This window comes from Pseudomonas sp. UBA7500 (genome assembly GCF_002478435.1).
Taxonomy (GTDB): Bacteria; Pseudomonadota; Gammaproteobacteria; order Pseudomonadales; family Pseudomonadaceae; genus Aquipseudomonas; species Aquipseudomonas palmensis.
Window position 1 is genome coordinate 1 of the sequence record NZ_DLNW01000053.1, and the last position, 26,015, is coordinate 26,015.

A 26,015-nucleotide genomic window follows, 5' to 3' on the forward strand; every position below is an offset into this window, starting at 1 on the left:
GCCCCTCGGGCGGCCAGCCGCGGGGCGAGGGTTTCGAGCTGCGTACCGACCGGCATGGGGCGATCCGTGCGGCGGCGGGTTTGCTGCTGACCACCGAGCCCCGGCATCACGAAGCCAAGCACCACAAGGACCTGCCCGAAACCGCCGAACGCCTGGCCACCGCCAGCGAGCAGCAGGACGGCTTTGGCCAGCAGGCGCGTGAGGTGCAGGCGCAGGAGGCGGGCGATCAGGACGAGGTGGCCAAGGCCCTGCATGCGCAGCACCAGGGCATCGTCGGCAGCGGCCCGACCAACCAGAGCGCCAACGAATTTCCCGAGTTCAGCGAACCGCACCTGGTGCTGGCCAGCCCGGCGGGCATCGCCCTGACCACGCCGCGCTCGACGCATGTCGCGACCGGTGAACACCTGGCGTTGAGCAGCACCGGGCACACGAGCCTGTCGATCGGCAAGCGGCTGTTGGCCAGTGCCAGCCAGGGCATGCGGTTGTTCGTGCAGAACATGGGCTGGCGGTTGGTGGCGGCGTCGGGCGACATCGATATCAAAGCGCTGAAAGACAACATCAACCTGCTGGCCAAGCTCGACATCACCGCCAATGCCGACCGCATCACCCTCACCGCCAAGACCGAACTGGTACTCCAAGGCGGCGGCAGCGCCACCACTTTCAACGCCGGCGGCATCACTCACGTAACTACCGGGCCATACACCGCGCACGCGGCGAACTTCGCCCATGTGGGGCCCAAGAGCCTGGCCGGGACCTTCCCGGAGCCGCCCAAGCCGGGCAAGGGCAGCCTGGAGCTGTTCAACCTGTACGCCAATGCCAAGGGCATCCAGGCCGGCGATTACGAAGTGACCGATGCGCTGGGCACGGTGCTCAAGGGCAGCCTCGATGGCCAGGGGTTCAATGCCGTATCCGGTGTGGCACCGGGGCCGGCGTCGGTCAGTTTCGGACGCGACCCGACCCCGCCGTGGACACCGAGCAGCTACATCGGTTTGGTCAACTGGCCGTTGCAGCTACCTGACCCCAGCCACTCGCCCACGGTAGTGGCAACGCTGGTCGACAAGCTGGTGCTGCCCAACGATGGCAAGGGCAGCCTTTTTGGCAGTGCCAGGCAACTGGTCAGTGCCGCCAGCTCTGCCCTGCCTGCTGCCTCGGTCGCCCTGGGCGAGGCCGACCAGGCGGGCGCTGCACTCAAGGGCGCCAGGGCCAGCCTGCCCACGCTGCCGGCCCTCTCACTGACCGACCTCAAGGCTCCAGGCCTGAATACCGTTACCGATCTGCTGCCAGGTGAACTGATCTCATGAGCGACAACACCCCCGCCAAACAACGGCCACCACAGGCCGCAGTCGTTCCCCTGGATCAGATCGGCATCGAGGACGTGAGTAGCGGCGCCGCCGTGTTCGACGCCTGGCTGCGGGATATCAGCGGTGGCTACGTCAACCTCGAGCGCCTCAAGGAGGTGGCTGAGGTGCTGCCGGTCATCGGCAACATCATCGCCCTGGTCGATGCGGTCGGCGACGTTGTCAACCTGGCCTCCAGCGACAAGCCCGACCCGCTCGACTGGGTCAGCCTGGGCATCAACCTGATCGGCGTGATTCCCACGCCACCGACCATGGCGGCTGCGCGCAAGAGCCTGCGGCCGATGCTGGTGCTGGCCCGTCAGGAAGGCAAGCAGATGCTCGGCGACTCGTTGATCGAGATCATTGTCGGCCATCTCAATGCCACCTTGCTTGGCGAAATCGATGCCTTTCTCGCTGACGCAGAAGGGCAGTTGGAGGCGATCCTCAAGGAGTGCGCCGACGTCGGTGAGAAGCTGGTCAACAACACCGCCAACGCGATCGATGCCGTGATTACCGGCAAGCTCGACAGCGCCGCGAATCTGGAGGCTGCCGGGCGCAGCGCCACTGCAGCAAAGAACGCGTTGCGTTCCGACCCCTCGGTGGTCTTCGAAAACGCCTTCGCCGCCCTCAGCGATGCCTACGCCGCGATGGGCAAGGGCGCCGCCAACATGATCATGCGCAATGCCGTGCCCGAGGGGGTACAGCATGAAGTGCTGGCCCGTACCCGGGCCCTGCGTAGCCTGGCGCCACAGATGCGTACGCAACTGATGAGCATGACCAGTGCAGCCAACCCGCAATCCATCGAGAGCATGCGCCTTATCCTGCACAACAGCAGTGTGCTCTGGCACAAGCGCAATCCCAAGGCACTCGGCAGCACGGTCAAGGGCGACAAGACCACCCAGGCCAGGCATCAGGATGCCAAGGGCGAGACCGAGGCCATTACCCGGCAGGCGTCGGCCAAACAAGCGGCCAACGACAGCAAGAACGGCACCTGTGCCAGCAGTTGCAATCGTATCAACTTCGCCCTTGGCAGCGAGTCGCTGGACCACACCGACTTCAGCCTGCCAGGCCCGTTTCCCGTCATCTGGACCCGTACTTACAATTCGCGTCTCGAGCGCCTCGACAACGCCAGCCTCGGTGCCCGTTGGCTCACCGAGTTCACCACTTGCATCGACGTGGTCGGCCAGGGCTTGGTGCTGCTTGACTTCGATGGGCGCAGTCACGATTTTCCAATGCCCGAAAAGGGCAAGCCCCACTACGACGCTGTCGAGTACCTCACCCTGGTGCGCACCGGCGAACAGCAACTGGTACTGCTGCGTGGCCTGGATCGCCGGGAGACCTATGCGCGCCATGGCGATCGCTTCTATCTGACGCACATTCAGTTACGCAGCGGCGCGGGCGCCATGCTGCACTACGAGCATCGCCACAACGGCCAGCCGGTGCTGTCCGACATCAACACCTACCAGGACGACGACCCCAGCAAGGTACACCTGCAACTGGGAACGCGGCTCGACGCGCACGGGCATATCCAGGGTCTCTGGCACGTGGTCGACGGCAAGCCGCTGCGCCAACTGTGCGCCTATCACTATGACGGCGCGGGTGACCTGGTGGCGGCTCAGGATGAAAACGGTGCCGCCTGGCACTATGAGTACCAGCATCATCTGATCACCCGTTACACCGACCGCACCGGGCGCGGTTTCAACCTGGAGTGGGACGGCAACGGCCCGCACGCCAGGGCCATCCACGAGTGGGCAGATGACGGCAGCTTCGAAGTGCGCCTGGAGTGGGATGAGCGTATCCGCCTCACCTATGTGACCGACGCCCATGGCCAGGAAACCTGGCACTACTACGACATCCAGGGCTACACCTACCGCATCCGTCATCCGGACGGCAATTCGGAGTGGCTGTTCCGGGATGAGCGCAAGAACGTCATCCGCCACGTGCACCCCGACGGTAGCCAGGACCGCTACAGCTTTGATGAGCGTAGCAACCTGCTGCAGCACATCCGTCCCGACCACAGCGTGGTGCATTACGCCTACGACGACCATGACCAGCTGATTAAGATCCGCGATGCCGAGGGTGGCCTTTGGCTGCGCGACTACGACGAGCGCGGCAACCTGGTAGAGACGGTCGACCCGCTGGGCAACAAGACCGAATTTGCCTACACCCCAAGCGGCCTGGTAAGTGCGATCAAGGACGCCAACGGCAACCAGAAGGCGCTGGCCTACAACGAGGCCGGGCAGTTGCTCGAATACACCGACTGCTCAGGCAAAGCCAGCCAGTGGGCCTACAACGACTTCGGCCAGTTGGTGCAGTTCGCCGACGCAGCGGGCAACTCGACCGCCTATGAGTACAAGGCCGGGCAACTGTCCAGGGTCACCCACCCCGACAACACCGAAGAGCGCTTCGAACGTGATGCCGAAGGCCGTCTGCTGGCGTACCTCGACGCGCTCGACCGCTGCACCACCTGGACCTATTCCGGCGCCGGGCTTCTGGCCGAGCGCGTCGACGCCAACGAGCACACCCTGCGCTACCGCTGGGACAAGCTGGGCCGGCTGATTGGCCTGGAAAACGAAAACACCAGCCAGGCGAGCTTCGTGTACGACCCGGTCGGTCGCCTGTTTCAGGAGACCGGCTTCGATGGCCTGACCACCCGTTATCAATACGACCCGTACAGCGGTCGCCTGGCCTCGACCCAGGTCGGCCAGCGCCGCATCGACCTGCGTTTCGACCCCATGGGTCGGCTGGCCGAGCGTACCGCCAGCCTGGGTGATCAGTCCCAGACCGAGCGCTTTGCCTATGACGGCAACGGCAGGCTGATCCAGGCGATCAACGCGGCAAGCCAGCTGCAGTGGTTCCATGACGAGGCGGGCAATCTGACCCGCGAGCATCAGCATTACCTGGGGTTGCAGCAGCCGGTGGTGGCGGTGTGGACGCACGAGTACGACGTGCTGAACCAGCGCATCGCGACCGTACGACCCGATGGCCACACGGTCAGCTGGCTGACCTACGGCAGCGGCCACCTGCTTGGCATGAAGCTCGACCAGCACGACATGCTCAGCTACGAGCGCGATGACCTGCACCGTGAAGTGGCGCGCCATCAGGGCAACAAGCTGATGCAGACCCAGGCCTGGGACCCGGCCGGACGGCTGCAGGAGCAACTGCTAGGCAGCCACGACGGCAAGTCCACGTTGCTCAAGCGTCAGTACCAGTACGATGGCGCCGGGCAACTCACCGACATTCACGACAGCCGACGTGGTCAGTTGGCCTACCAGTACGACCCTGTCGGTCGCCTGTTGCAGGCCACCAGTCGCCTGGGGGTGGAGACATTCGCCTTCGACCCGGCGGGTAACCTGCTGGACGAGAAGACGCAGCAGCTCAACCGCCCTCTGGACCAGGCCCCCAAACGCAACAGGTTGATGGACAACCTGCTGCGCGAATACGCCGGCACCCATTACACCTACGACGTGCGCGGCAACCTCGCCGAACGGCTGCACAACGGCGTGCGTGCGCAGTTCAACTGGGACCTGTTCGATCGGCTGGAGAGCTACAGCGACGACAAGCTCAAGGTCGAGTACAGCTATGACGCCCTCGGCCGGCGACTGCACAAACACTCGGTTGCGCATTACTCGAACAAGCCGCAGGCCGGCACGGGCTGGAATCAACTTGAACGGGCCAAGCGCCAGCGTGAGCTGGACTGTGGCTTCACGCTGTTTGGGTGGGACGGCGACACACTGGCGTGGGAAAGCTCCCCGCCGCGTGATGAAGGCGATACGGGCCGTACGGTGCATTACCTGTATGAGCCGGGCAGCTTTGTGCCGGTGGCCCAGGCCCTGCGCAGGGGGCCGGTGCGGCTGCACAAGCAGCCGGACTGGAGCCAGCGCAGTTACGACTTCGACCAGGACCCGCTGTGGCAAACGCACATGCCGCCGCAGGCGTTTGATGCGCTTGCGTGGTACCAGTGCGATCACCTGGGCACGCCGATGGAACTGACTGACCACCATGGGGCGGTGGCGTGGGCGGGGCAGTACAAGGCGTGGGGGGAGGTGCGTGAGGAGCGGTCGGGCTGGGCAAGGCAGATTGGGCTGAGCAATCCGCTACGGTTTCAGGGTCAGTATCACGACCGGGAGACTGGGCTGCATTACAACCGGTATCGGTACTATGATCCGGGGGTTGGGCGATTTGTTGGGCAGGATCCGATTAGCTATACAGGGGGATTGAACCTGTATGCGTATGCGCCGAATCCGGTGGGATGGGTTGATGTATTAGGCCTTACCAAAAAACAAAAAACCTGTGAGGCATGCCCAAGAAACAAATGTGCACCAAGAGATCTAATTGACGAAACTATAAGTAAAAAAGGAAATATAACCAGCAAGCATCAGCCCTCTGCAGATGTGCTTCTAGATGCGGGCTTAGAGTTCTTGGGTGATGGGTATACAGAAATAGGGAAAAGTGGTAGTGGCGTGTTTCGCAGTGAAGATGGAAAAAGGCAATTCCGTATAGATAACAACTCCATTCAAGGGAATCATGCCCCTGGTGTCCCGCACGGGCATTTGGAAACATATGAAATTGGCTCTACAAAGCCAACTACAAATAATCACATTATATTTTGCGAGTGATGATGAAGATGCCACCTCTAGGCGTAGTCGGTAAAGTTATCAGCGGTCACGATGCTGGATTGTATGTCAAGGTGATTTTTGATTCGGATGATACGGGCGGTTATTATGTATTAACCTCAAATGAATATGATTTTAGTGTGGGGTTTGATGACTGGGTTGAGTCGAAAGAAATTTTGATAAAGTACTTTGCAGAGTCGGATTGGGTTATTGATTGGTTGGGCTGAGGCGGTTTTGAGGGGCGACTAGACTCGGTTAAAAGTGCATGTGTGCATCTTCTGAAGTTTTGAATGCGCTGCAATACATTATTTTTTGAGGGTTCGAAAAATTTGTTGTCCGGCCGGAGCTTGGACACTCGGGAATAATCTGTACAGCGCCGGTGGCTTAGCACCTGTACAAGCAACGTGACTGGAGCCAGCGCAGCTACGATTCGACCAAGACCCGTTGTGGCAAACGCACATGCAGCCACAGGCGTTTGATGCGATTGCGTGGTACCAGTGCGATCACCTGGGCACGCCAATGGACCTGACCGACCACAACGGTGAGGTGGCGTGGCGGGGCAGTACAGGCGTGGGGGGAGGTGCGTGAAGAGCGATCGAGCTGGGCAAGGCAGGTAGGGCTGAGTAACCCGCTACGGTTTCAAGGGCAGTATCACGACCGTGAGACTGGGCTGCATTACAACCGGTATCGGTACTATGATCCTGGGATTGGACGGTTTGTTGGGCAGGACCCAATTAACTATGCGGGCGGCTTGAGTTTATATGTGTATGTGCCCAGCCCTGTAAAGTTGGACTGATCCGTTCGGGCTGGCAAAGCATAATACCAATAGTCAGCATTGCATTGGTCTTAGAAATAAAATAGCGAATAAAAATTGCTATTGAAAAGCGGTGGAAAGAATTAGAGCTGGATGGGAAGAGGCTGCCGGAGTACATAGGGTCGGGGAGACCTTACATGAGGCTCGACGCGGCCATAGACTCTAAAAAACATGAGTTATATTGGCTTGAGAAAGTAAGAGAAAGTACATGGCGGTGAGTGTGGAGGGAGGATAGCGAATCCTCTAAATGTTCAGTTCCGAGGTTAAGTAGCATGTGAGTTGTTGTTTTTATTGAGCTATCATGGCGGAGGTAGCATGAAAAATATAAGGCAATCAATATGTGAGGCTGTGGGCAAAGGATCCCGAAAAACGATTTTAAATCTTGCTGCTGAATTTGAAGTGGCAGAGTTAATGTCGAGTGATATTTCAGATGAAGCTTTTGAGTTTATCCTAGACTTGTTGTCCAGCGAAGAGCTATTCAATCGGCCTGGAATGAGTGCGTTCCTAGTGAACATATCTTTCGATATGAATAAATTTTCATTGACTCAAAAGGCGCAAATGCTTAGTGCTGTGCAATTGAACTACTCACGATACTCTGATTTGGAGTTTTGCTGGGTGCTGTGTGACATCGTAGCTCGGAATTATGAACGCTCTGTTGCACTAAAAGCATTTGGAGATTTGGTTAATGATGTAACTTCTGAAGGCAGAAAAGGTATCGCGTTGGGTCTTGATGCGATAGCAAAACAATCCAGGCGAGACTCTAATACAATGAATGAAATTGAAAAAATATCAAGATGTCTAAGTCAAAGGTAGGTTTAGAGCTGACTCTATTGAGTGATTATGTAGCGGTAAACCTCTTTAGGCGCCACGCTATAGGTGCAGTGCCGCAGCAGTTCAGCAAACTATGGTTGTTATAGCTACTTGCAGGCAACGATCGAACTGGGCGAAATATATTTATCTGATTAATCCGATACGGATTCAGAGGCAGCATCACGATCGTGAGGCGAAGCGGCACCAAAACCGGTACGGGTACTATGATCCGGGGGCGGTTTATTGGGCAGCATCCGATCGGGTTTTCAGGTGGATTGAACGTGTTCGAATACGCATCCAGACCAAGAAATTGGCTCGCCGGTAACCCTTGACGAACTGCCTCCACGCAGGTCCCTAGCTCCGCATCGACTCTGCGTTCGACAGCATGGGTCATTTGGCCGAGCTTACGGCCAACCTGAGTGGCCAGTCGCAAACCTATCGCTCTGCCTACGACCGCAACGGTATCGGCAAGCTAACCCAAGCGATCACCGCAGCGAACAAGCCGCATAGCTTCACCCTACAACATCCTCTCCAACCCCACCGCCTTGCTCACCCACGCATTGAACCGTCGCCACAGCCCACCTGGCTCTGTCGTCAACGTGTGCAACTGCCCATTGTCCTCGGTCACCCACACCAGCTTGCCGTCGACCAGCCGCGGCTCGTAGCTCAGCGCCGGCGCCATGCCCTGCAGCGCCAGGTCGCGGGTGTATTCGGCCAGTTGCGGGCTGTCCACCAGCACGCCGACCTCGGTGTTCCACAGCACCGAGCGCGGGTCGAAGTTGAACGAGCCGATGAAGGTCTTCTGCCGATCGAACACGATCGCCTTGCTGTGCAGGCTCGAGTCCGATGCACTGCCGAAGTGATGGATACGCCCGCTGCTGGGGTCGCCGGGCTGGCGGCGCAGTTCGTACAGTTTTACCCCGTGTTCCAGCAGCGCCTTGCGGTACGGCGCATAGCCGCCGTGTACCGCCGGCACGTCGGTGGCCTCCAGCGAGTTGGTCAGCAGGCTCACCGACACCCCGGCGTCGGCATGGCTGGTCAGGTACAGCAGGCCGGTCTCGCCAGGGACGAAGTAGGCCGATACCAGGATCAGCTCATGGTGCACGTCGTTCAGGTCGGGCGCCAACTGCTGGGTCAGCAGCAACCGCGGGTCTGGCTCGGCCTGGGCCAGCACCTTGCTTGGCGCGTCCCACAGCGCCTGGTTGTGTGCCCAGATCAACTCGTTGCGCCACGAATCCAGGCGCGGGTGGGTCTTGTAGGCCATCAGGCGGTCGTACAGTGCCTTGCGCTTTACCCTGGCCTCGCTGAGCGAAGCCTCCAGGCGCTCGCGGCTCACACGCAGGTCGTCGGCGTTCGGGGTGCTGAACATGAAGTCGCCAATCGGTCGGCTCAGGGCGCTGTTCCAGTACTGGTCGAAGCTGTGCCCCAGCTGTTCGGCCACCGGCCCCACGCCCAGCATGTCGATGTCGGTGAAGTTCAGGTTGGGCTCGGCGTCGAAGTATTCGTCACCCAGGTTGCGCCCGCCGACGATGGCCATGCTGTTGTCCACCAGCCACAGCTTGTTGTGCATGCGCCGGTGCTGCAGCGACAGGTTGAACAGCCTGCCCAGGGCACGGGTCACGCCGGTGCTGCGCCCCAGGTGCAGCGGGTTGAACACGCGAATCTGCACCTTCGGGTGCGCCGCCAGGGTGGCGATGACCTCGTCCAGGCCGTCGCTGGTGGTGTCGTCGAGCAGGATGCGCACGCGCACGCCACGGTCGGCAGCCTGCAGCAGTTCGTGCACCAGCGCGCGCGTGCTGAGCCCGTCATGCACGATGTAGTACTGCAGGTCGATGCTGCTCTGGGCGTTACGGATCAGCTCGGCGCGGGCGTGGAACGCCTCGGTGCTGTTGGGCAGCAGGCGAAAGCCGGACCGCCCCTCATGAGCGCTGGCCTGGCGCTGCACCGAACGGCCAAAGGCCGAGTCGCTGGCGGGCAGGGCCTGGGTCACGGTACGGGGCGTGCTGGAGGTGGCGCACCCGGCAAGGGTGAGCGCCAGCATCAGTAACAGCGCGAAGGCCCTGGGTTTGGTCAAAGGGGCATGTCCTTGAGCAGGAAGGCAGTTGGGGGTTGGACCACGCGGGGCGGCGCAACGTTACCCGCCGCGCTCATCCTCGGCCAGTAGACGAATGGCGGTTTCGCCGACCTTGCGCACGGCCGCTTCGATTTCGGCAGTGGCGCGGGCGGCAAAGTTCATGCGCAGGCAGTTGCGGAACTTGCCCGACGCCGAAAAGATGCTGCCCACCGCAATCTGCACACCTTGCTCAAGTAAAGCCCGGTTCAGGCGCAAGGTGTCGAAACTTTCCGGCAGTTCCACCCACAGCACGAAGCCGCCCTGGGGCCGGCTGGCGCGGGTGCCGGCGGGGAAGTAGCGGCTCACCCAGTCGATCATCTGATCGCGGGCGCGCTGGTACTGGCCGCGCACACGGCGCAGGTGCGGCTGGTAGTGGCCGCCCTCGATGAAGTCGGCAATCGCCAGCTGCGGCTGGGTGGCGGTGTAGCCGGTGCTGATGTACTTCATGTGCATCACCCGCTCCAGGTAGCGCCCCGGCGCCACCCAGCCCACCCGCAGGCCGGGTGCAAGGGTCTTGGAGAACGAGCTGCACAGCAGCACGCGGCCGTCGTCGTCGAACGACTTGATGGTGCGTGGGCGCGGGTAGGTGTAGGCCAGGTCGCCATACACGTCGTCCTCCAGGATCGCCACGTCGAAGCGCTGGGCCAGGGTTAGCAGAGCGCGTTTGCGCGCCTCGGGCATGATGTAGCCCAATGGATTGTTGCAGCTGGGGGTCAGCTGGATCAGCTTGATCGGCCACTGTTCCAGGGCCAGCTCCAGGGCTTCGAGGCTGATGCCGGTGAGCGGATCGGTGGGGATCTCCAACGCTTTCATGCCCAGGCCCTTGAGGGTCTGCATGGCGCCGTGAAAGCTCGGTGATTCGACCGCGACGATGTCGCCCGGCTGGCACACCGCGCGCACGCTGATCGACAGGGCTTCCTGGCAGCCGGTGGTGATCACCAGGTCTGCCGTGCTCAGGCTGCAGCCCGAATCGAGCATCAGCCGCGCCACCTGCTCGCGCAGGGCTTCGGTGCCGGCGACGGTGTCGTAGTACAGGCCGGGCATGTCCTGGCGCCGGCTCAGCTGCGCCAGGCTGCGCAGCAACGGCTTGAGGGTGGGGCTGCCGACATCGGGCATGCCGCGGCCCAGTTGCACCACGTCCTTGCGCGGCACGCTGCGCACCAGCTCGAACACCTGGTCCCATTGCGAGATATCCACAGGGCGCTGGGCCGGGCGGCTGACGTCGGGCAGGGCGGGTAGTGGGCGATGGTCAGGCACGAAATAGCCGGACTTGGGCCGGGGCGCCGCCAGCCCGTGATCTTCCAGCACCCGATACGCCTGCTGCACGGTACTCAGGCTCACGCCATGCTCGACGCTCAGGGCCCGCACCGACGGCAGGCGGTCGCCGGGGCGGTAGAGGCCCTGCTCGATGCGTGCGCCAATCAGCTCGGCGAGGTTGACGTAGAGGGTCATGGCGTACTCCTGGGCGGGCAAGCGGCTGGCAACCGGTACAGATTGGGCAAAAATACAGCATTCAGCGCCGTTATCGACACATCTGTATGGAAATAATACCTGGCGGTTGAATCTGTAATGCCTTGCAGCCCCCGCGCATCATGGCTGCACGAATACCCACCCTGGAGGAATGAAGCGATGAACGGCGCGAGCGATGCAGGCCTGCCACTGTGCACCAAAGGCGAGGTGGCGCGACATGAGGCGCCCGCCAGCCCGAGTCGCTGGGCTGTGATGATGCGGCGGTGGCGTTCACGCCATGCGCTGCTGCAGCTCGATGCCGAGCAGCTGCGCGATATCGGCCTGACCCGCGAACAGGCCGTGAAGGAAGGTCTCAGGCCGTTCTGGAGACCCTAGGCCAGTGCCTTGAGGCGGTGCCACAGCATGCCCAGCGCCAACAGCGGCGAGCGCAGGTGCTTGCCGCCAGGGAAGGTGATGTGCGGCACCTGGGCGAACAGGTCGAAGCGCCCGCTCTGCTGGCCGCTGATCGCCTCGCCCAGCAGCCGCCCGGCCAGGTGCGTGGCGTTGAGCCCGTGGCCGGCATAGGCCTGGGCGTAGTAAACGTTGGGCCGGTCGCGCAGGCGGCCGATCTGCGGCAGGCGGTTGGCGCCGATGCCGATCATGCCGCCCCACTGGTATTCGATGCGGGTGTCGGCCAGTTGCGGGAACACCTTGAGCATCTTGGGCCGCATGTAGGCGCCGATGTCCTGCGGATCGCGCCCCGAGTAGTGGCAGGCGCCACCGAACAGCAGGCGCCGGTCGGCCGAGAGGCGATAGTAGTCCACGGTCACCTGCTGGTCGCACACCGCCATGTTCTGCGGCAGCAACTCGTTGGCCAGGGCTTCGCTCAGCGGTTCGGTGGCGATGATGTAGCTGCCGGCTGGCAGCACCTTGCCACTGAGCTCGCGGTCCAGGTCGTTGATGTAGGCATTGCAGCACAGCACCAGCGTGTTCGCCCGCACCGAGCCCTTGGCGGTGTGCACGTGCACCTGCGGGCCGTGTTCGATGCGGGTGACACGGGAATGCTCGAACACCTGCACGCCCAGCTGGCGCGCGGCCTCGGCCTCGCCCAGCGCCAGGTTCAGCGGGTGCAGGTGCCCCGAGCCCATGTCCACCAGGCCGCCGGCGTAGCGACGCGAGCCGACCACCGTGTGCATCTGGTCGGGCTGCACCAGGCGCAGCTCATGGGTGTAGCCCAGTCCGCGCAGCTCGTCGATCTCTTCGCTGAAGCCCTCGAATTCCCGTGGCTTGTTGGCCAGGTCGCAATAGCCCCAGGTCAGGTCGCAGTCGATGGCATGGCGTTCGATGCGCTGGCGCACGATGTCCACTGCCTCCAGGCCCATCAGTTTGAGGCTGCGCACTCCCTCGCTGCCGATCACCGGGGTGAATTGGTCCAGGCCGTGTCCGACCCCGCGAATCAGCTGCCCGCCATTGCGTCCACTGGCGCCCCAACCGATCTTGTGCGCTTCGAGCAGCACCACGCTCAGGCCGCGTTCGGCCAGTTCGATGGCGGTATTGAGGCCCGAAAAGCCGCCGCCCACCACGCACACATCACAGTTCAGCTCGCCTTGCAGGGGCGGGTACGCCGGTTGCCCGGCGCTGTGGGCAGCGTAGTAGGAAGTGGTATGCACGTTTGAAGGATCCTGGTAGGGGCTGTGTGGAAAATTTGACACAGCATAGGCGGTGCTTTGATCGGCAGGCAACCGTGGGGCAAAATGGCGCTTCAGCCTTTCCCGCCACGAGTCTGCCATGAGTTGCAACAGTCACAAGATCCGCTTCCTGCGTGAGCAGATCCCGTCGTTCGCCTGCGTGCCGGGCTGCCACGATTGCTGCGGCCCGGTGACCACCTCCAGCGAGGAAATGGCGCGCCTGCCACGCAAGAGCGCGGCCGAGCAACAGGCCGCGCTGGATGAGCTCAACTGTGTGCACCTGGGCCCCGAGGGCTGCACCGTGTACGAGGAGCGGCCGCTGATCTGCCGCCTGTTCGGCACCACCCCGCGCCTGCCGTGCCCCAATGGTCGCGGCCCTGCCGAGATGATCGACCCGCAGGCCGAGCGCCTGGTGCACCAGTACATCGCCAGCACCCGCCAGGTGCTGGTGTAAGGCTCAGTCCGGAATCGGCAGGTTGAGGCTTTCCTTCACCTCTTCCATCACGATGTAGCTCTTGGATTCGCGCACGTGTGGCAGCTTGAGCAGGATGTCGCCCAGCAGCTTGCGGTACGAGGCCATCTCCGAGATGCGCGCCTTCACCAGGTAGTCGAAATCGCCCGATACCAGGTGGCATTCCAATACGTGGGGCAGCTTGAGCACCGCACGGCGAAACTCTTCGAAAGTGTCCCCCGACTTGTAGTCCAGGCTGATCTCGACGAACACCAGCAGGCTGCCCTTGAGGTGCTGCGGGTTGAGCCGGGCGTTGTAGCCCATGATGATGCCTTCGCGCTCCAGACGCCGGACCCGCTCGGTGCACGGGGTGGTCGACAGGCCGACCTTCTCGCCCAGTTCGGTGAACGAGATGCGCCCGTCGGTCTGCAGGATGCGCAGGATGTTGCGGTCGATCTTGTCCAGTTCACGTTTGCTTTGATGCTGGGTTCTCATAGTGGATGCCCCTCCGTAAAAGCCGACCCTGCCGAGAATTCTCGCCAAATATAGGCTTTTATATAGTGAAAAGCACTGCCTCTACCTTCCTATACTGCGCCCATCCATGCCTTAAACAACAAATGTGTGCGGTACGCCGCCTCGAGGGATAACAACATGCGCGTTCTGGTACTTGGTAGCGGCGTCATCGGGACCGCCAGTGCCTACTATCTGGCTCGTCAGGGGTTTGAAGTGGTGGTGGTCGATCGCCAGCCGGCGGTGGCCATGGAAACCAGCTTCGCCAACGCTGGCCAGGTATCGCCGGGTTATGCCTCGCCCTGGGCTGCACCCGGTGTGCCGCTCAAGGCCATCAAGTGGCTGCTCGAGCGCCACGCCCCGCTGGCCATCAAGGCCACCGCCGACATCGACCAGTACCTGTGGATGGCGCAGATGCTGCGCAACTGCACGGCCAACCGCTATGCGGTGAACAAGGAGCGCATGGTGCGCCTGTCCGAGTACAGCCGCGACTGCCTCGACGAGCTGCGTGCCGAAACCGGCATTGCCTACGAAGGCCGCACCCTGGGCACCACCCAGTTGTTCCGCACCCAGGCGCAACTGGACAACGCGGCCAAGGATATCGCCGTGCTGGAACAGTCCGGTGTGCCCTACGAGCTGCTCGACCGCGACGGCATTGCCCGCGTGGAGCCTGCCCTGGCCAATGTCACCGACATCCTCGCCGGTGCCCTGCGCCTGCCCAACGACCAGACCGGCGACTGCCAGCTGTTCACCACGCGCCTGGCCGAAATGGCGCGCGACCTGGGCGTGGAATTCCGCTTCGGGCAGAACATCGAGCGCCTCGATCACGCGGGCGACCGGGTCAACGGCGTATGGATCGACGGCAAGCTGGAAACCGCCGATCGCTACGTGCTGGCCCTGGGCAGCTACTCGCCGCAACTGCTCAAGCCGCTGGGCATAAAGGCCCCGGTGTACCCGCTCAAGGGCTACTCGCTGACCGTGCCGATCACCGACCCGGCCATGGCCCCGACCTCGACGATTCTCGACGAGACCTACAAGGTCGCGATCACCCGCTTCGACAACCGCATCCGCGTCGGCGGCATGGCCGAGATCGCCGGTTTCGACCTGTCGCTCAACCCGCGTCGGCGCGAAACGCTGGAGATGATCGTCAACGACCTTTATCCTCGCGGCGGCGACCTGAGCCAGGCCAGCTTCTGGACCGGCCTGCGCCCGACCACCCCCGACGGCACGCCGATCGTGGGCGCCACGGCGTTTCGCAACCTGTTCCTGAACACCGGCCACGGCACCCTCGGCTGGACCATGGCGTGCGGTTCGGGTCGCCTGCTGGCCGACCTGATGGCGCGCAAGAAGCCGCAGATCAGCGCCGAAGGCCTCGACATTTCCCGCTACAGCAACAGTCAGGAGACTGCAAAGCATGTCAATCCAGCGCCAGCTCACCAATGAGCGCATGAGCCAGATCGTTACCCACAACGGCACCGTCTACCTGTCGGGCCAGGTGGGTAATGACCTGAACGGCGACGTCGGCCAGCAGACCCGCGAGGTGCTGGCCAACATCGAGCGGCTGCTGGACCTGGCCGGTACCGACAAGAGCCGCGTGCTGTCGGCGACCATCTACCTCAGCGACATCGACACCCAGTTCCAGGCCATGAACACGGTGTGGGACCAGTGGCTGGCCAAAGGCAATGCCCCGGCCCGCGCCACCGTCCAGGCCCGGCTGTGCAATCCGCAGATGCTGGTCGAGATCTCGATCGTCGCCGCCCTGCCGTAATCCGTTACCCAACTCACCCGACTGCCAGAAGGCTGCCGTCATGCGTCCCGCCCGTGCCCTGATCGATCTCCAAGCGCTGCGCCACAACTATCAACTCGCCCGCGAACTGACCGGCGCCAAGGCGCTGGCCGTGATCAAGGCCGACGCCTACGGGCACGGCGCGGTGCGCTGCGCCCAGGCGCTGGAGGGCGAGGCCGACGGGTTTGCCGTGGCCTGCATCGAAGAGGCGCTGGAGCTGCGTGCTGCCGGCATCAAGGCCCCGGTGCTGCTGCTCGAGGGCATTTTCGAAGCCAGCGAGCTGCCCCTGATTGCCGAGCAGGACCTGTGGTGCGTGGTGCATTCGCTGTGGCAGCTCGAAGCCATCGAACAGGCCGGCCTGACCCGCCCGATCACCGTGTGGCTCAAGCTCGACACCGGCATGCACCGCGTCGGCCTGCACCCCAAGGACTACCACGGCGCCTACCAGCGTCTGCTGGCCAGCGGCAAGGTGGCGCGCATCGTGCTGATGAGCCACTTCGCCCGTGCTGACGAACTCGACAGCACGGCCAGCAGCGAGCAGGTGGCGGTGTTCGAAGCCGCGCGCCAGGGCCTGAGTGCCGAGGTCAGCCTGCGCAACTCGCCGGCGGTGCTGGGCTGGCCGCAGGTGCCCAGCGACTGGGTGCGTCCGGGCATCATGCTGTATGGCGCCACGCCCTTCGAGGTGCCGCAGGCCCAGGCTCAGCGCCTGCAGCCGGTGATGACCCTGGAATCCAAAGTGATCTGCGTGCGCGAACTGCCGGCCGGAGAACCGGTGGGCTACGGCGCGAAATTCATCAGCCCGCGCCCCACCCGCGTGGGCGTGGTCGCCATGGGCTACGCCGACGGCTACCCGCGCCTGGCACCCACCGGTACCCCGGTGCTGGTGGCCGGCAAGCGCAGCCAGCTGATTGGCCGCGTGTCGATGGACATGCTGTGCATCGACCTCACCGATGTGCCCGAGGCCGGGCTGGGCAGCCCGGTGGAGTTGTGGGGCAAGCACGTGCTGGCCAGCGACGTGGCGATCCAGGCGGGCACCATCCCGTATCAGATCTTCTGCAACCTGCGTCGGGTGCCGATGGTGTACAGCGGCAATTGAGGCGCCAAAGCGGACGGGCTGCGGGTCGAAGTGTTGTAAATACTGAACGCTGTTGCGATGATACCGTTCAATTTCGACCCCACGTGTTCGTTTAGGAGGGCCCAGGCCTTGGACGTCGGTGAACGACTGCAAGCCATTCGCAAGCTCAAAGGCCTGTCTCAACGCGAGCTGGCCAAGCGGGCGGGCGTGACCAACAGCACCATCTCGATGATCGAGAAGAACAGCGTGAGCCCTTCGATCAGCTCGCTGCGCAAGGTGCTGGGCGGTATTCCGATGTCGATGGTGGAGTTCTTTTCCGAAGAGCTGCAGCCCGAGAACCCGACCCAGATCGTGTACAAGGCCAACGAACTGATCGATATATCCGACGGCGCAGTCACCATGAAGCTGGTTGGCAAGGCCCACGCCAGCCGCGCCATTGCCTTTCTAAACGAGATCTACCCGCCCGGTGCCGATACCGGCGAAGAGATGCTCACCCACGACGGCGAAGAGACCGGCATCCTGCTCGAAGGGCGTCTGGAGCTGGTGGTGGGGCTTGAAACCTTCATCCTCGAGGCGGGCGACAGCTACTATTTCGAGAGCACCAAGCCGCATCGATTCCGCAATCCCTACGATGAGCCGGCCCGGCTGATCAGTGCCGCCACCCCGGCCAACTTCTGAGCCCACGCGCGTCGCCAATGCGCGGCGGATTGTCGCGGCTAAACCCCTTTGGTCTTTAGGGTTGTTTCGGTGAGGCGGGGTTCCCGCTATACTTGCGCGGCCTGCGAAACCGTGGCCGCGGGCGTGACTAGCCACCATGAGGGTGTACGCGTGAATCTAATCAAGACAATGCTGGCCGTACCAGCAGCCGTAGTAGCCCTATGGGCCGTCAACGCCCAGGCTGTGACCAATGACGACATCGCCAAGCGGCTGGAGCCGGTCGGTCAGGTGTGTGTACAAGGGCAGGAATGCAAGGGCATGGAAGTGGCCGCCACTGCCGGCGGTGGCGGTGCCAAGACCCCGGATGAAGTCATCGCCAAGCACTGCAACGCGTGCCATGGCAGCGGTCTGCTGGGCGCACCGAAGATCGGCGATACCGCCGCCTGGAAAGAGCGCGCCGACCATCAGGGCGGCCTGGACGGCATCCTGGCCAAGGCCATCACCGGCATCAACGCCATGCCGCCAAAAGGCACCTGTGCCGACTGCTCGGATGACGACCTCAAGGCCGCCATCGAGAAGATGTCCGGCCTCAAGTAAGCCCGACGCTGCAGCTACAAGGCCCGCCACGTGCGGGCTTTGTCGTTTCTGACGCTGGCCATTGCAGCAAACGCGGGGCATGCTCGGTCCAACCCTGGAATCACGGATGCCTAGGAGGCCGAGATGGCGCACCGCTGTTCGATCGAGATCGCCGTGGACGAAGTGCTGGCGCGTTTGCCGGCGCACATCCACATGGGCCTGCCACTGGGCCTGGGCAAGCCCAACCGCTTCGTCAATGCGCTGTATGCACGGGTGCGTGAGCTGCCCGAGCGGCAACTGACCATCTACACCGCACTGAGCCTGGGCCGCCCGGACCTGGGTGACGGCCTGCAGCGGCGCTTTCTCGAACCCTTCGTGGAGCGCGTGTTCGCCGACTACCCCGAACTGGAATACCTGCAGGACCTGCGCCGCGACCGGTTGCCGGCCAACATCCGCGTCGAGCAGTTCTTCATGCAGCCGGGCAGCATGCTGCACAGCCACATGGCCCAGCAGGACTACGTCAGCAGCAACTACAGTCATGCGGCCCGCGACATCAATGCCAAGGGCCTGAACCTGGTGGCGCAGATCGTTGCCGCCCACCCCGAGCGCCCCGGGCACCTGAGCCTGAGCTGCAACCCCGACATCACCCTCGACCTGCTGCCGATGATCGCGCGCCGGCGTGCAGCCGGCGAAACCATCCTGATGCTGGCGCACGTGCACGACGAGCTGCCCTACATGCCGGGCGACAGCGAACTGGCGCAGGACGATTTCGACCTGTTGATCGACGCCCCGGAAACCACTCGGCTGTTCTCCACGCCGAACATGCCCGTCACCACCCAGGACCACTTCATCGGCGTGCACGCCAGCACCCTGGTGCGCGACGGCGGCACCTTGCAGATCGGCATCGGCGCCATGGGCGATGCGCTGGCCGCCGCGTTGCTGGCGCGCCAGGGGGATGCGCCGGAGTACCAGGCGCTGCTCGCCGACCTCGACCTGGCGCCCTGGCAGGTGCTGATCGAGCGTGAAGGCGGCACTGCGCCGTTTGCCCAGGGCCTGTATGGCTGCAGCGAGATGTTCGTGAACGGATTGCTCGCGCTGGCGGAGGCGGGCGTGGTGCGCCGGCCGGTGGCCGACGGGGTGCTGGTGCATGGCGGTTTCTTCCTCGGGCCGCAGGCGTTCTACCAGCGCCTGCGCGAGATGCCGCTGGCGCAGCGCAAATCCTTTGCCATGCACGCGATCAGCTTCATCAACGAGCTGTACGGCGACGAGGCCCTCAAGCGCGAACAGCGCCGCGATGCACGCTTCATCAACACGGTGTTCACCATGACCCTGATGGGTGCGGGGGTGGCCGACCAGCTCGAGGACGGTCGCGTACTGAGCGGGGTGGGCGGGCAGTACAACTTCGTTGCCCAGGCCCATGCGCTGGAAGGCGGGCGTTCCATCCTGCTGCTGCGCAGCTGGCGCGAAGCCGGCGGGGAGGTCAGTTCCAACCTGCTGTGGACCTACGGGCACTGCACCATCCCGCGGCATCTGCGCGATATCGTGGTGACCGAGTACGGCATTGCCGACCTGCGCGGGCAGACCGACGCCGAGGTGATTGCGCGGTTGCTGGCGATCAGCGATTCGCGGTTCCAGCCCGGGCTGATGGAGCAGGCGAAAAAGGCCGGCAAGCTGGCGCAGGATTTCGAGCTGGATGCGCGCTTCACGCAGAACACGACGCAGCGGCTGGAGGCATTGCGTGGGCGGCATGCGCGGTTGTTTGCCGAGTATCCGCTGGGCAGCGATTTCACCGCTGAAGAGAAGGACCTGCTGCGCGCGCTGAACTGGCTCAAGAGCAAGTTCAAGTTGAGCGAGGCGCTGGAGCTGGGCAAGGCGGCACTGGATGCGCCGGGGCCGGAGCGGTATCCCGAGCATCTGCGGCGCATGGGCCTGAGCGAGCCGGACGGGCTGAAGGAGGACCTGTACCAGCGGTTGCTGCTGGCGGCTTTGCAGGCTACCGCGTAGAGCGCTTTCGCCGGCAAGGCCGGCTCCTGCAGGCGGTGGAGCACCTGTAGGAGCCAGTCTTGCTGGCGAAGCGGTCGGTAAGCCTTACTCGATAAAGCTGACCACACCACCGTCCAGCGACTTCACCCGGGCCAGCGACTCGACGCGATAGCCCTGGCTGTCCAGCTCGGCACGCCCGCCCTGGAACGACTTCTCGATCACGATGCCCAGCCCGGCCACGGTTGCGCCGGCCTGCTTGATGATCGAGATCAGCGCCTGCGACGCCTTGCCGTTGGCCAGGAAGTCGTCGATCACCAGCACGCGGTCGCTGCTGTTGAGGTGACGCGGCGAAATCGCCACGGTGTTCTCGGTCTGCTTGGTGAACGAGTACACCGAAGCCACCAGCAGGTTCTCGGTCAGGGTCAGCGACTGGTGCTTGCGGGCGAAGATCACCGGCACGCCCAGCTTCAAACCGGTCATCACCGCCGGGGCAATCCCCGAGGCCTCGATGGTGACGATCTTGGTCACGCCCGCATCGGCGAACAGACGGGCGAACTCGTCGCCAATCAGTTGCATCAGCGCAGGGTCGATCTGATGGTTGAGAAACGCATCGACTTTGAGAACCTGATCGGAAAGCACGATGCCTTCTTCGCGAATCTTCTGGTGCAGTGCTTCCACTGGTGTAATTCCTCGATGTAGCCAAAAGGCCCCGGCAACAAGCCAGGGCAAAGGTGGATTATCTATCGTTTGAGCATGGCGCGGATATCGGCCAGGGCCGTATTGCCACGCACGGCTTTGACTTCCGTGGGTGTATCGTCCAGGCCTTCCCAGGCCAGGTCGTCATCGGGCAATTCATCGAGGAAGCGGCTTGGCGCGCAATCGATGATCTCGCCGTACTGCTTGCGCTTGGCGGCAAAGGTGAAGGCCAGGGTCTGGCGTGCGCGGGTGATGCCCACGTAGGCCAGGCGCCGCTCCTCCTCGATGGTGTCGGCCTCGATGCTGGAGCGGTGCGGGAGGATTTCCTCTTCCATGCCCATGATGAACACGTAGGGAAACTCCAGGCCCTTGGAGGCATGCAGCGTCATCATCTGCACGCCCTCGGCGCCTTCTTCCTCTTCCTGCTGGCGTTCGAGCATGTCGCGCAACACCAGCTTGCCGATGGCTTCCTCGATGGTCATGCCGCCTTCCTCGTCCTTCTCGAGGGTGTTTTTCAACGCCTCGATCAGGAACCAGACGTTGCCCATGCGAAAGTCCGCGGCCTTGTCACTGGAACTGTTGGTACGGATCCAGTTCTCGTAGTCGATGTCGGTCACCATGCTGCGCAGCGCGGCGATCGGGTCTTCCAGCGCGACCTGCTCGCGCACCTTGTCCATCCAGCGCTTGAAGCGCTGCAGGCGATCGGTGAAGCGGCTGTCCAGGTGCTCGCCCAGGCCCAGCTCCTCGCTGGCGGCATACATCGACACCTTGCGCTCGGTGGCGTAGTTGCCGAGTTTTTCCAGGGTGGTGGAGCCGATTTCGCGGCGCGGCACGTTGATCACGCGCAGGTAGGCGTTGTCGTCGTCCGGGTTCACCAGCAGGCGGAAGTAGGCCATCAGGTCTTTTACTTCCTGGCGGCCGAAGAAACTGTTGCCGCCCGACAGGCGGTAGGGGATCTGGTGGTGCTGCAGCTTCAGCTCGATCAGCTTGGCCTGGTAGTTGCCGCGGTAGAGGATGGCGAAGTCGCTGTACGGGCGGTCGGTACGCAGGTGCAGGCTGAGGATCTCCATGGCCACGCGCTCGGCCTCGGCTTCCTCGTTCTTGCAGCGGATCACGCGGATCTCGTCGCCGTGGCCCATCTCGCTCCACAGCTGCTTCTCGAAGGCGTGGGGGTTGTTGGAGATCAGCACGTTGGCGCAGCGCAGGATGCGGCTGGTGGAGCGGTAGTTCTGCTCCAGCATCACCACCTTCAGGGACGGGTAGTCGTCCTTGAGCAGCATCAGGTTTTCAGGGCGCGCGCCGCGCCAGGCATAGATCGACTGGTCGTCGTCGCCCACCACGGTGAACTGGTTGCGCGTACCGATCAGCATCTTCACCAGCAGGTACTGGCTGGCGTTGGTGTCCTGGTATTCGTCCACCAGCAGGTAGCGCACCTTGTTCTGCCACTTCTGCAGAATGTCGGGGTGGTCCTGGAACAGCTTGACCGGCAGCAGGATCAAGTCGTCGAAGTCGACCGCGTTGAACGCCTTGAGCGTGCGCTGATAGTGCGCATACACGATGGCGGCGGTCTGCTCCTTGGGGTTGCGCGCGTTCTCCAGGGCCTCGGGCGGCAGGATCAGGTCGTTCTTCCAGGCGCCGATCATGTTCTTGATCTCGTCGACGCCATCGTCCCCGGAGTATTCCTTCTGCATGATGTCGGTCATCAGGGCCTTGACGTCGGTTTCGTCGAAAATCGAGAAACCCGGCTTGAAGCCCAGCCGTTCATGCTCCTTGCGAATGATGTTCAGGCCAAGGTTGTGGAAGGTCGATACCGTCAGGCCGCGCCCCTCGCCGCCGCGCAGCAGGGTGCCCACGCGCTCCTTCATCTCGCGCGCCGCCTTGTTGGTGAAGGTCATGGCCACGATGTACTGGGCACGGATGCCGCAGTTCTGGATCAGGTGGGCGATCTTGCGCGTGATCACGCTGGTCTTGCCGGAGCCAGCACCGGCGAGCACCAAAAGAGGGCCGCCGACGTAGCTCACGGCTTCCTGTTGCCGGGGGTTGAGTCGGGACATGACGTTAACCGGGGGTCGCTGAAAAATAGCCGGGCATTTTAGCAGGCGCAGAGCAATTGTGCCGCGACCGTCTGACAGTGTGACGTACCACGCGATCTTAATTTGCCGCTTTTGATACTTTCCCGCAGGATGCGTGGCGAAATACCGCGGGATCAGGACGAAGGAATGTCGTGAGTTAAAGTGAAAACCATTTACATTTGATGGTTCAGGATCGAGCATTCCGCCCACATCGTCATTGACCGCGTTCTCGTGCTAAGGAGCCAGCTTGTCTACGCTTGTCGAACCGTTGCGTCTGCTTCTGCTGGCGGACGGGCCGCACTGGGCCGTTGCCCTTGGTGAATGCCTGCTGCCGCTGGGCGGTGGCGCGGTGCTGGTGACCGCACCCGGCTGGGACGCGGTCGACAGCCTGTTCGCCCGCGACCGCAACGCGCTGGTGCTGGCCACCCCGGGCTTGCAGCCGGCGCCCGGGCGTTGCGACCTGCCCATGGTGCTGCTGCTGGAGCAGGAGCCGAGCGAGGCGCCGCCGGGTGTGAGCGACTGGCTGGTGTTCGAGCAGTTGAGCGGCGACATGCTGCGCCGCTGCCTGCGCCATGTGCGCGAGCGGGGTGTGCTCGAAGCCACCCTGCAGCGCCTGGCCGAGCAGGACCCGCTGACCGGCATTGCCAACCGCCAGGGCTTCCAGACCCTGCTGGCCGCGCGCCTGGCCGAAAACGACGGGCGCGGTGTGGCCCTCGGGCACCTGGACCTGGACAACTTCCGCCACGCCAACGATGCCCTCGGCCACCAGGCCGGTGACCGCCTGATCCTGCAGGTGGTCAGCCGGCTCAAGCGCCAGCTCGAGGCAGGCGATCAGGTGGCGCGCCTGGGCAGCGACGAATTCGCCCTGCTGATCGACACCCGGCGCGAGCCGCAGCGTGCCGAGTGGATGGCCGAGCGCATCACCGAGGCCCTGGCCGAACCCTACTGGATCGACGGCGAAAGCCTGCTGCTGGGGTGCAGCCTGGGCGTGGCGCATGCCCGTGCGCAGGCTGGTGCCGACCCGCTGATGTGGCACGCGCACATCGCCATGCAGCAGGCCAAGAGCACCCAGGGCTGCACCTTTCACATCTTCAACGAGCGCATCAACCGCAACGCACGCAGCCTGGCCGACCTGGAAAGCGAGCTGCGCCGAGGCCTGCGCCGCGACGAACTGGAACTGCACTACCAGCCACGCCTGGACCTGAGCGACGGACGCATCGTCGGCCTGGAGGCACTGGTGCGCTGGCGCCACAGCGAGCGTGGCCTGCTGCCACCGAGCGAGTTCGTGCCGCTGGCCGAGCAGAGCGGGCTGATCGTGCCGCTGGGCTACTGGGTGATCTCGCGTGCCCTGCGCGACATGCAGGCACTGCGCGAGCAGGGGCTGGCGCCATTGCACATGGCGGTCAACCTGTCATTTCGCCAGTTTCAGGACAGCCAACTGCTGGCCACGCTGGGGCGGCTGATCGTCGAGCACGGTGTGGATGCGGGTTGGCTGGAGTTCGAGCTGACCGAGACCGCAGTGATGCGGCGCAACGACCTGGTCAAGCAGACCATGGACGCGCTGGGACGCTTGGGGGTGCGGTTTTCGCTGGATGACTTCGGCACCGGCTTTTCGTCGTTCGTGCACCTGAACAGCCTGCCGATCGCCCTGCTCAAGGTCGACCGCAGCTTTGTCGGTGGCATGGAGCAGCGCGAAGAGAACCGCAAGCTGGTGCACGCCATGATCAACCTTGCGCACAACCTGAACCTGGAGGTGGTGGCCGAGGGCGTGGAGACCGAGGAACAGCTGGCGTTGCTGCGCAGCTTTGGCTGCGACCAGGTGCAGGGCTTTCTGATCAGCCGGCCGTTGCCGATCGAGCAACTGGTCGAGTATCTGGTGCAGGGGGCGGGGCAGGGCGCAGTGGCGCTGTAGCCCCCGTCGCTGGCATGCGCGAAACAGGGTAGGAGCCGGCCTTGCCGGCGAACAGGCCCTCAAGGTTGTACAGAAACCTGTGCCATCTGCGAACTGCCCAGCAACCGCCGCATCCGCCACTCGAACGCCACCGTCAGCCCGATTGCCGCACACGCCAACCCCAGCGCCAGCCCCCACCACACGCCTACCGCGCCGCCGCCCATGGGAAACGCGAACACCCACGCCGCCGGTGCGCCGATCAGCCAGTACCCGGCCAACCCCACCAGGAACGTGGTCTTGGCGTCCTTGAGCCCGCGAATCGAGCCCATCGCGATGGTCTGAATACCGTCGAACAGCTCGAACCACGCCGCCACCATCAACAGGCTCACCGCCACCCGGATCACATCGGCGAAGGCCGGGTCCTGGCGGTCCAGAAACAGCCCCACCAGCGCCTCGGGCATCAGCCAGAACAGCAGCGAGAAACCGAGCATCATCGCCGCGCCAAAACCGATGCCCACGCGCCCGGCCTGACGCGCCGCCAGCAGGCGGTCGGCGCCGTAATGCAGGCCCACACGCATGGTCACCGCGTATGACAGGCCCGCCGGGATCATGAACGCGGTCGAGACGATCTGCAGGGCGATCTGGTGCGCGCCCAGGTCGGTGGTGCCCATGGTGCCGATGCACAGCGCTGCGAAGGCAAACAGCCCGACCTCCACGGTGTAGGTGCCACCAATCGGCAGGCCCAGGCGCCACAGCTCGCGCAACGCCGGCAGGTGCGGGCGGCTCAGGCCCTGGCGTATCGGGAAGTCCGCGTAGGCCGGGTGGCGGCGGATGTACAGCGCCAGTGCGATGGCCATGGCATTGGCCACCAGCGCGGTCACCAGGCCGATGCCCATCAGGCCCAGCTTCGGCAGGCCGAACATGCCTTCGATCAAGGCGTAGTTGAGCAGGAAATTGACCACGGTGCCGACCAGGCTGATCACCATCACCGGCGTCGAACGCCCCAGTGCACTGGTGAACCCGCGCAAAGCCATGAAGCTCAGGTAGCCGGGCAGGGCCAGCGGCAGCACCAGCAGGAACTGGCTGGCAAAGCCCACGTTGCCCGGTGTCTGGCCCAGCATCAGCAGCACCGGCGACAGGTTCCACAGCACCAGCGCGGCGACGATGGCCATGCCCCAGGCCAGCCACAGCCCGGCCTGGGTCAGGCGCGTGGCACCGGGGTTGTCGCCCGCACCCTGGCGAATTGCGACCAGGGTACCGACGGCGGCAATCACCCCCAGGCAGAAGATCGACACGAAGGAATAGCTGGCCGCGCCCAACCCGCCACCAGCCAGGGCCTCGGGGCTGATTTTGGCCATCATCAGGGTGTCGGTGAGCAGCATCAGCATATGCGCCAACTGCGAGGCGATCAGCGGCCCGGCCAGCCGTAGCAATGCCTTGAGTTCGGTAATGGGCGCAGCCTGCATGATGCAGCTCCTGAAAAGGGAAGGG

20 protein-coding genes and 1 pseudogene are annotated in these 26,015 nt (G+C 63.5%); 14 read left to right on the forward strand and 7 right to left on the reverse strand.

The window, feature by feature from the left end:
- From B4I46_RS22975 to B4I46_RS23000, 5 genes and pseudogenes are all read left to right on the forward strand, one after another.
- Positions 1 to 1,301 (forward strand): DUF2345 domain-containing protein (locus B4I46_RS22975; RefSeq protein ID WP_286902032.1); only part of this gene is annotated, 1,301 nt, incomplete at its 5' end.
- Positions 1,298 to 5,956, forward strand: a complete 4,659-nt coding sequence (locus tag B4I46_RS22980) for an RHS repeat-associated core domain-containing protein (RefSeq protein WP_286902033.1) — start codon at positions 1,298 to 1,300, stop codon at positions 5,954 to 5,956. The genes B4I46_RS22975 and B4I46_RS22980, both read left to right, overlap by 4 nt.
- 2 nt (positions 5,957 to 5,958) lie before the next feature.
- The gene (locus B4I46_RS22985; protein ID WP_286902034.1) at positions 5,959 to 6,180 is read left to right on the forward strand and encodes a hypothetical protein; all 222 of its coding nucleotides are present in this window, start codon (positions 5,959 to 5,961) and stop codon (positions 6,178 to 6,180) included.
- Between the two features lie 164 nt (positions 6,181 to 6,344).
- Positions 6,345 to 6,768: pseudogene (locus B4I46_RS25730) on the forward strand (RHS repeat-associated core domain-containing protein); the annotation flags it as partial.
- Positions 6,769 to 7,082: 314 nt separating this feature from the next.
- Positions 7,083 to 7,580 (forward strand): hypothetical protein, encoded by a 498-nt coding sequence (locus B4I46_RS23000; RefSeq protein WP_286902038.1) that lies wholly within the window; start codon positions 7,083 to 7,085, stop codon positions 7,578 to 7,580.
- A 514-nt stretch (positions 7,581 to 8,094) separates the two neighbouring features.
- On the opposite strand, the gene B4I46_RS23005 is transcribed toward B4I46_RS23000, so the two are convergent.
- Both B4I46_RS23005 and B4I46_RS23010 read right to left on the reverse strand, forming a co-directional pair.
- Positions 8,095 to 9,618, reverse strand: coding sequence for a phospholipase D family protein (locus B4I46_RS23005; RefSeq protein WP_058541849.1), 1,524 nt, complete (start codon positions 9,616 to 9,618; stop codon positions 8,095 to 8,097).
- Between the two features lie 93 nt (positions 9,619 to 9,711).
- Positions 9,712 to 11,142, reverse strand: coding sequence for a PLP-dependent aminotransferase family protein (locus B4I46_RS23010; RefSeq protein ID WP_043863325.1), 1,431 nt, complete (start codon positions 11,140 to 11,142; stop codon positions 9,712 to 9,714).
- Positions 11,143 to 11,319: 177 nt separating this feature from the next.
- Here B4I46_RS23010 and B4I46_RS23015 point away from each other — a divergent pair, with 177 nt between their 5' ends.
- Positions 11,320 to 11,535, forward strand: a complete 216-nt coding sequence (locus B4I46_RS23015; protein ID WP_078480636.1) for a DUF1127 domain-containing protein — start codon at positions 11,320 to 11,322, stop codon at positions 11,533 to 11,535.
- On the opposite strand, the gene B4I46_RS23020 is transcribed toward B4I46_RS23015, so the two are convergent.
- Positions 11,532 to 12,809, reverse strand: coding sequence for an NAD(P)/FAD-dependent oxidoreductase (locus tag B4I46_RS23020; RefSeq protein WP_043863327.1), 1,278 nt, complete (start codon positions 12,807 to 12,809; stop codon positions 11,532 to 11,534). The genes B4I46_RS23015 and B4I46_RS23020 overlap by 4 nt on opposite strands.
- A gap of 118 nt (positions 12,810 to 12,927) precedes the next feature.
- Here B4I46_RS23020 and B4I46_RS23025 point away from each other — a divergent pair, with 118 nt between their 5' ends.
- Positions 12,928 to 13,281 carry a YkgJ family cysteine cluster protein gene (locus tag B4I46_RS23025; RefSeq protein ID WP_043863328.1) on the forward strand — a complete coding sequence of 118 codons (354 nt, stop codon included), beginning with the start codon at positions 12,928 to 12,930 and terminating at the stop codon, positions 13,279 to 13,281.
- Positions 13,282 to 13,284: 3 nt separating this feature from the next.
- On the opposite strand, the gene dadR is transcribed toward B4I46_RS23025, so the two are convergent.
- A complete protein-coding gene (dadR, locus tag B4I46_RS23030) occupies positions 13,285 to 13,773 on the reverse strand; it encodes a transcriptional regulator DadR (protein ID WP_042121505.1) in 489 nt (162 codons plus the stop codon).
- A 156-nt stretch (positions 13,774 to 13,929) separates the two neighbouring features.
- Between dadR and dadA the strand changes: the two genes are divergently transcribed.
- From dadA to B4I46_RS23060, 6 genes are all read left to right on the forward strand, one after another.
- On the forward strand, positions 13,930 to 15,231 hold the full coding sequence (dadA, locus tag B4I46_RS23035) for a D-amino acid dehydrogenase (RefSeq protein ID WP_043863329.1): 1,302 nt from the start codon (positions 13,930 to 13,932) through the stop codon (positions 15,229 to 15,231).
- Positions 15,203 to 15,556: a RidA family protein gene (locus tag B4I46_RS23040; RefSeq protein WP_043863330.1), complete on the forward strand. Its 354-nt coding sequence runs from the start codon at positions 15,203 to 15,205 to the stop codon at positions 15,554 to 15,556. The genes dadA and B4I46_RS23040 overlap by 29 nt, the downstream gene beginning before the upstream one ends.
- Before the next feature lie 40 nt (positions 15,557 to 15,596).
- On the forward strand, positions 15,597 to 16,670 hold the full coding sequence (gene alr, locus B4I46_RS23045; protein ID WP_088514602.1) for an alanine racemase: 1,074 nt from the start codon (positions 15,597 to 15,599) through the stop codon (positions 16,668 to 16,670).
- A 108-nt stretch (positions 16,671 to 16,778) separates the two neighbouring features.
- Positions 16,779 to 17,327, forward strand: coding sequence for a cupin domain-containing protein (locus tag B4I46_RS23050; protein ID WP_043863332.1), 549 nt, complete (start codon positions 16,779 to 16,781; stop codon positions 17,325 to 17,327).
- A 168-nt stretch (positions 17,328 to 17,495) separates the two neighbouring features.
- Complete coding sequence (locus B4I46_RS23055) at positions 17,496 to 17,903, forward strand: c-type cytochrome (protein WP_043863333.1); 408 nt, start codon at positions 17,496 to 17,498, stop codon at positions 17,901 to 17,903.
- 123 nt (positions 17,904 to 18,026) lie between these two features.
- Positions 18,027 to 19,886, forward strand: a complete 1,860-nt coding sequence (locus B4I46_RS23060; RefSeq protein WP_286902040.1) for an acetyl-CoA hydrolase/transferase C-terminal domain-containing protein — start codon at positions 18,027 to 18,029, stop codon at positions 19,884 to 19,886.
- A gap of 84 nt (positions 19,887 to 19,970) precedes the next feature.
- Here B4I46_RS23060 and B4I46_RS23065 read toward each other — a convergent pair whose 3' ends face one another.
- Positions 19,971 to 20,543 carry a xanthine phosphoribosyltransferase gene (locus tag B4I46_RS23065; RefSeq protein WP_043863335.1) on the reverse strand — a complete coding sequence of 191 codons (573 nt, stop codon included), beginning with the start codon at positions 20,541 to 20,543 and terminating at the stop codon, positions 19,971 to 19,973.
- Positions 20,544 to 20,605: 62 nt separating this feature from the next.
- Positions 20,606 to 22,615 (reverse strand): DNA helicase Rep, encoded by a 2,010-nt coding sequence (gene rep, locus B4I46_RS23070; RefSeq protein WP_043863336.1) that lies wholly within the window; start codon positions 22,613 to 22,615, stop codon positions 20,606 to 20,608.
- A gap of 265 nt (positions 22,616 to 22,880) precedes the next feature.
- Between rep and B4I46_RS23075 the strand changes: the two genes are divergently transcribed.
- Entirely contained in the window at positions 22,881 to 24,545 is a 1,665-nt protein-coding gene (locus tag B4I46_RS23075; protein WP_043863337.1) for a putative bifunctional diguanylate cyclase/phosphodiesterase, read from the forward strand.
- Positions 24,546 to 24,604: 59 nt separating this feature from the next.
- On the opposite strand, the gene B4I46_RS23080 is transcribed toward B4I46_RS23075, so the two are convergent.
- A complete protein-coding gene (locus tag B4I46_RS23080; protein WP_286902042.1) occupies positions 24,605 to 25,990 on the reverse strand; it encodes a NorM family multidrug efflux MATE transporter in 1,386 nt (461 codons plus the stop codon).
- Positions 25,991 to 26,015: the final 25 nt, after the last annotated feature.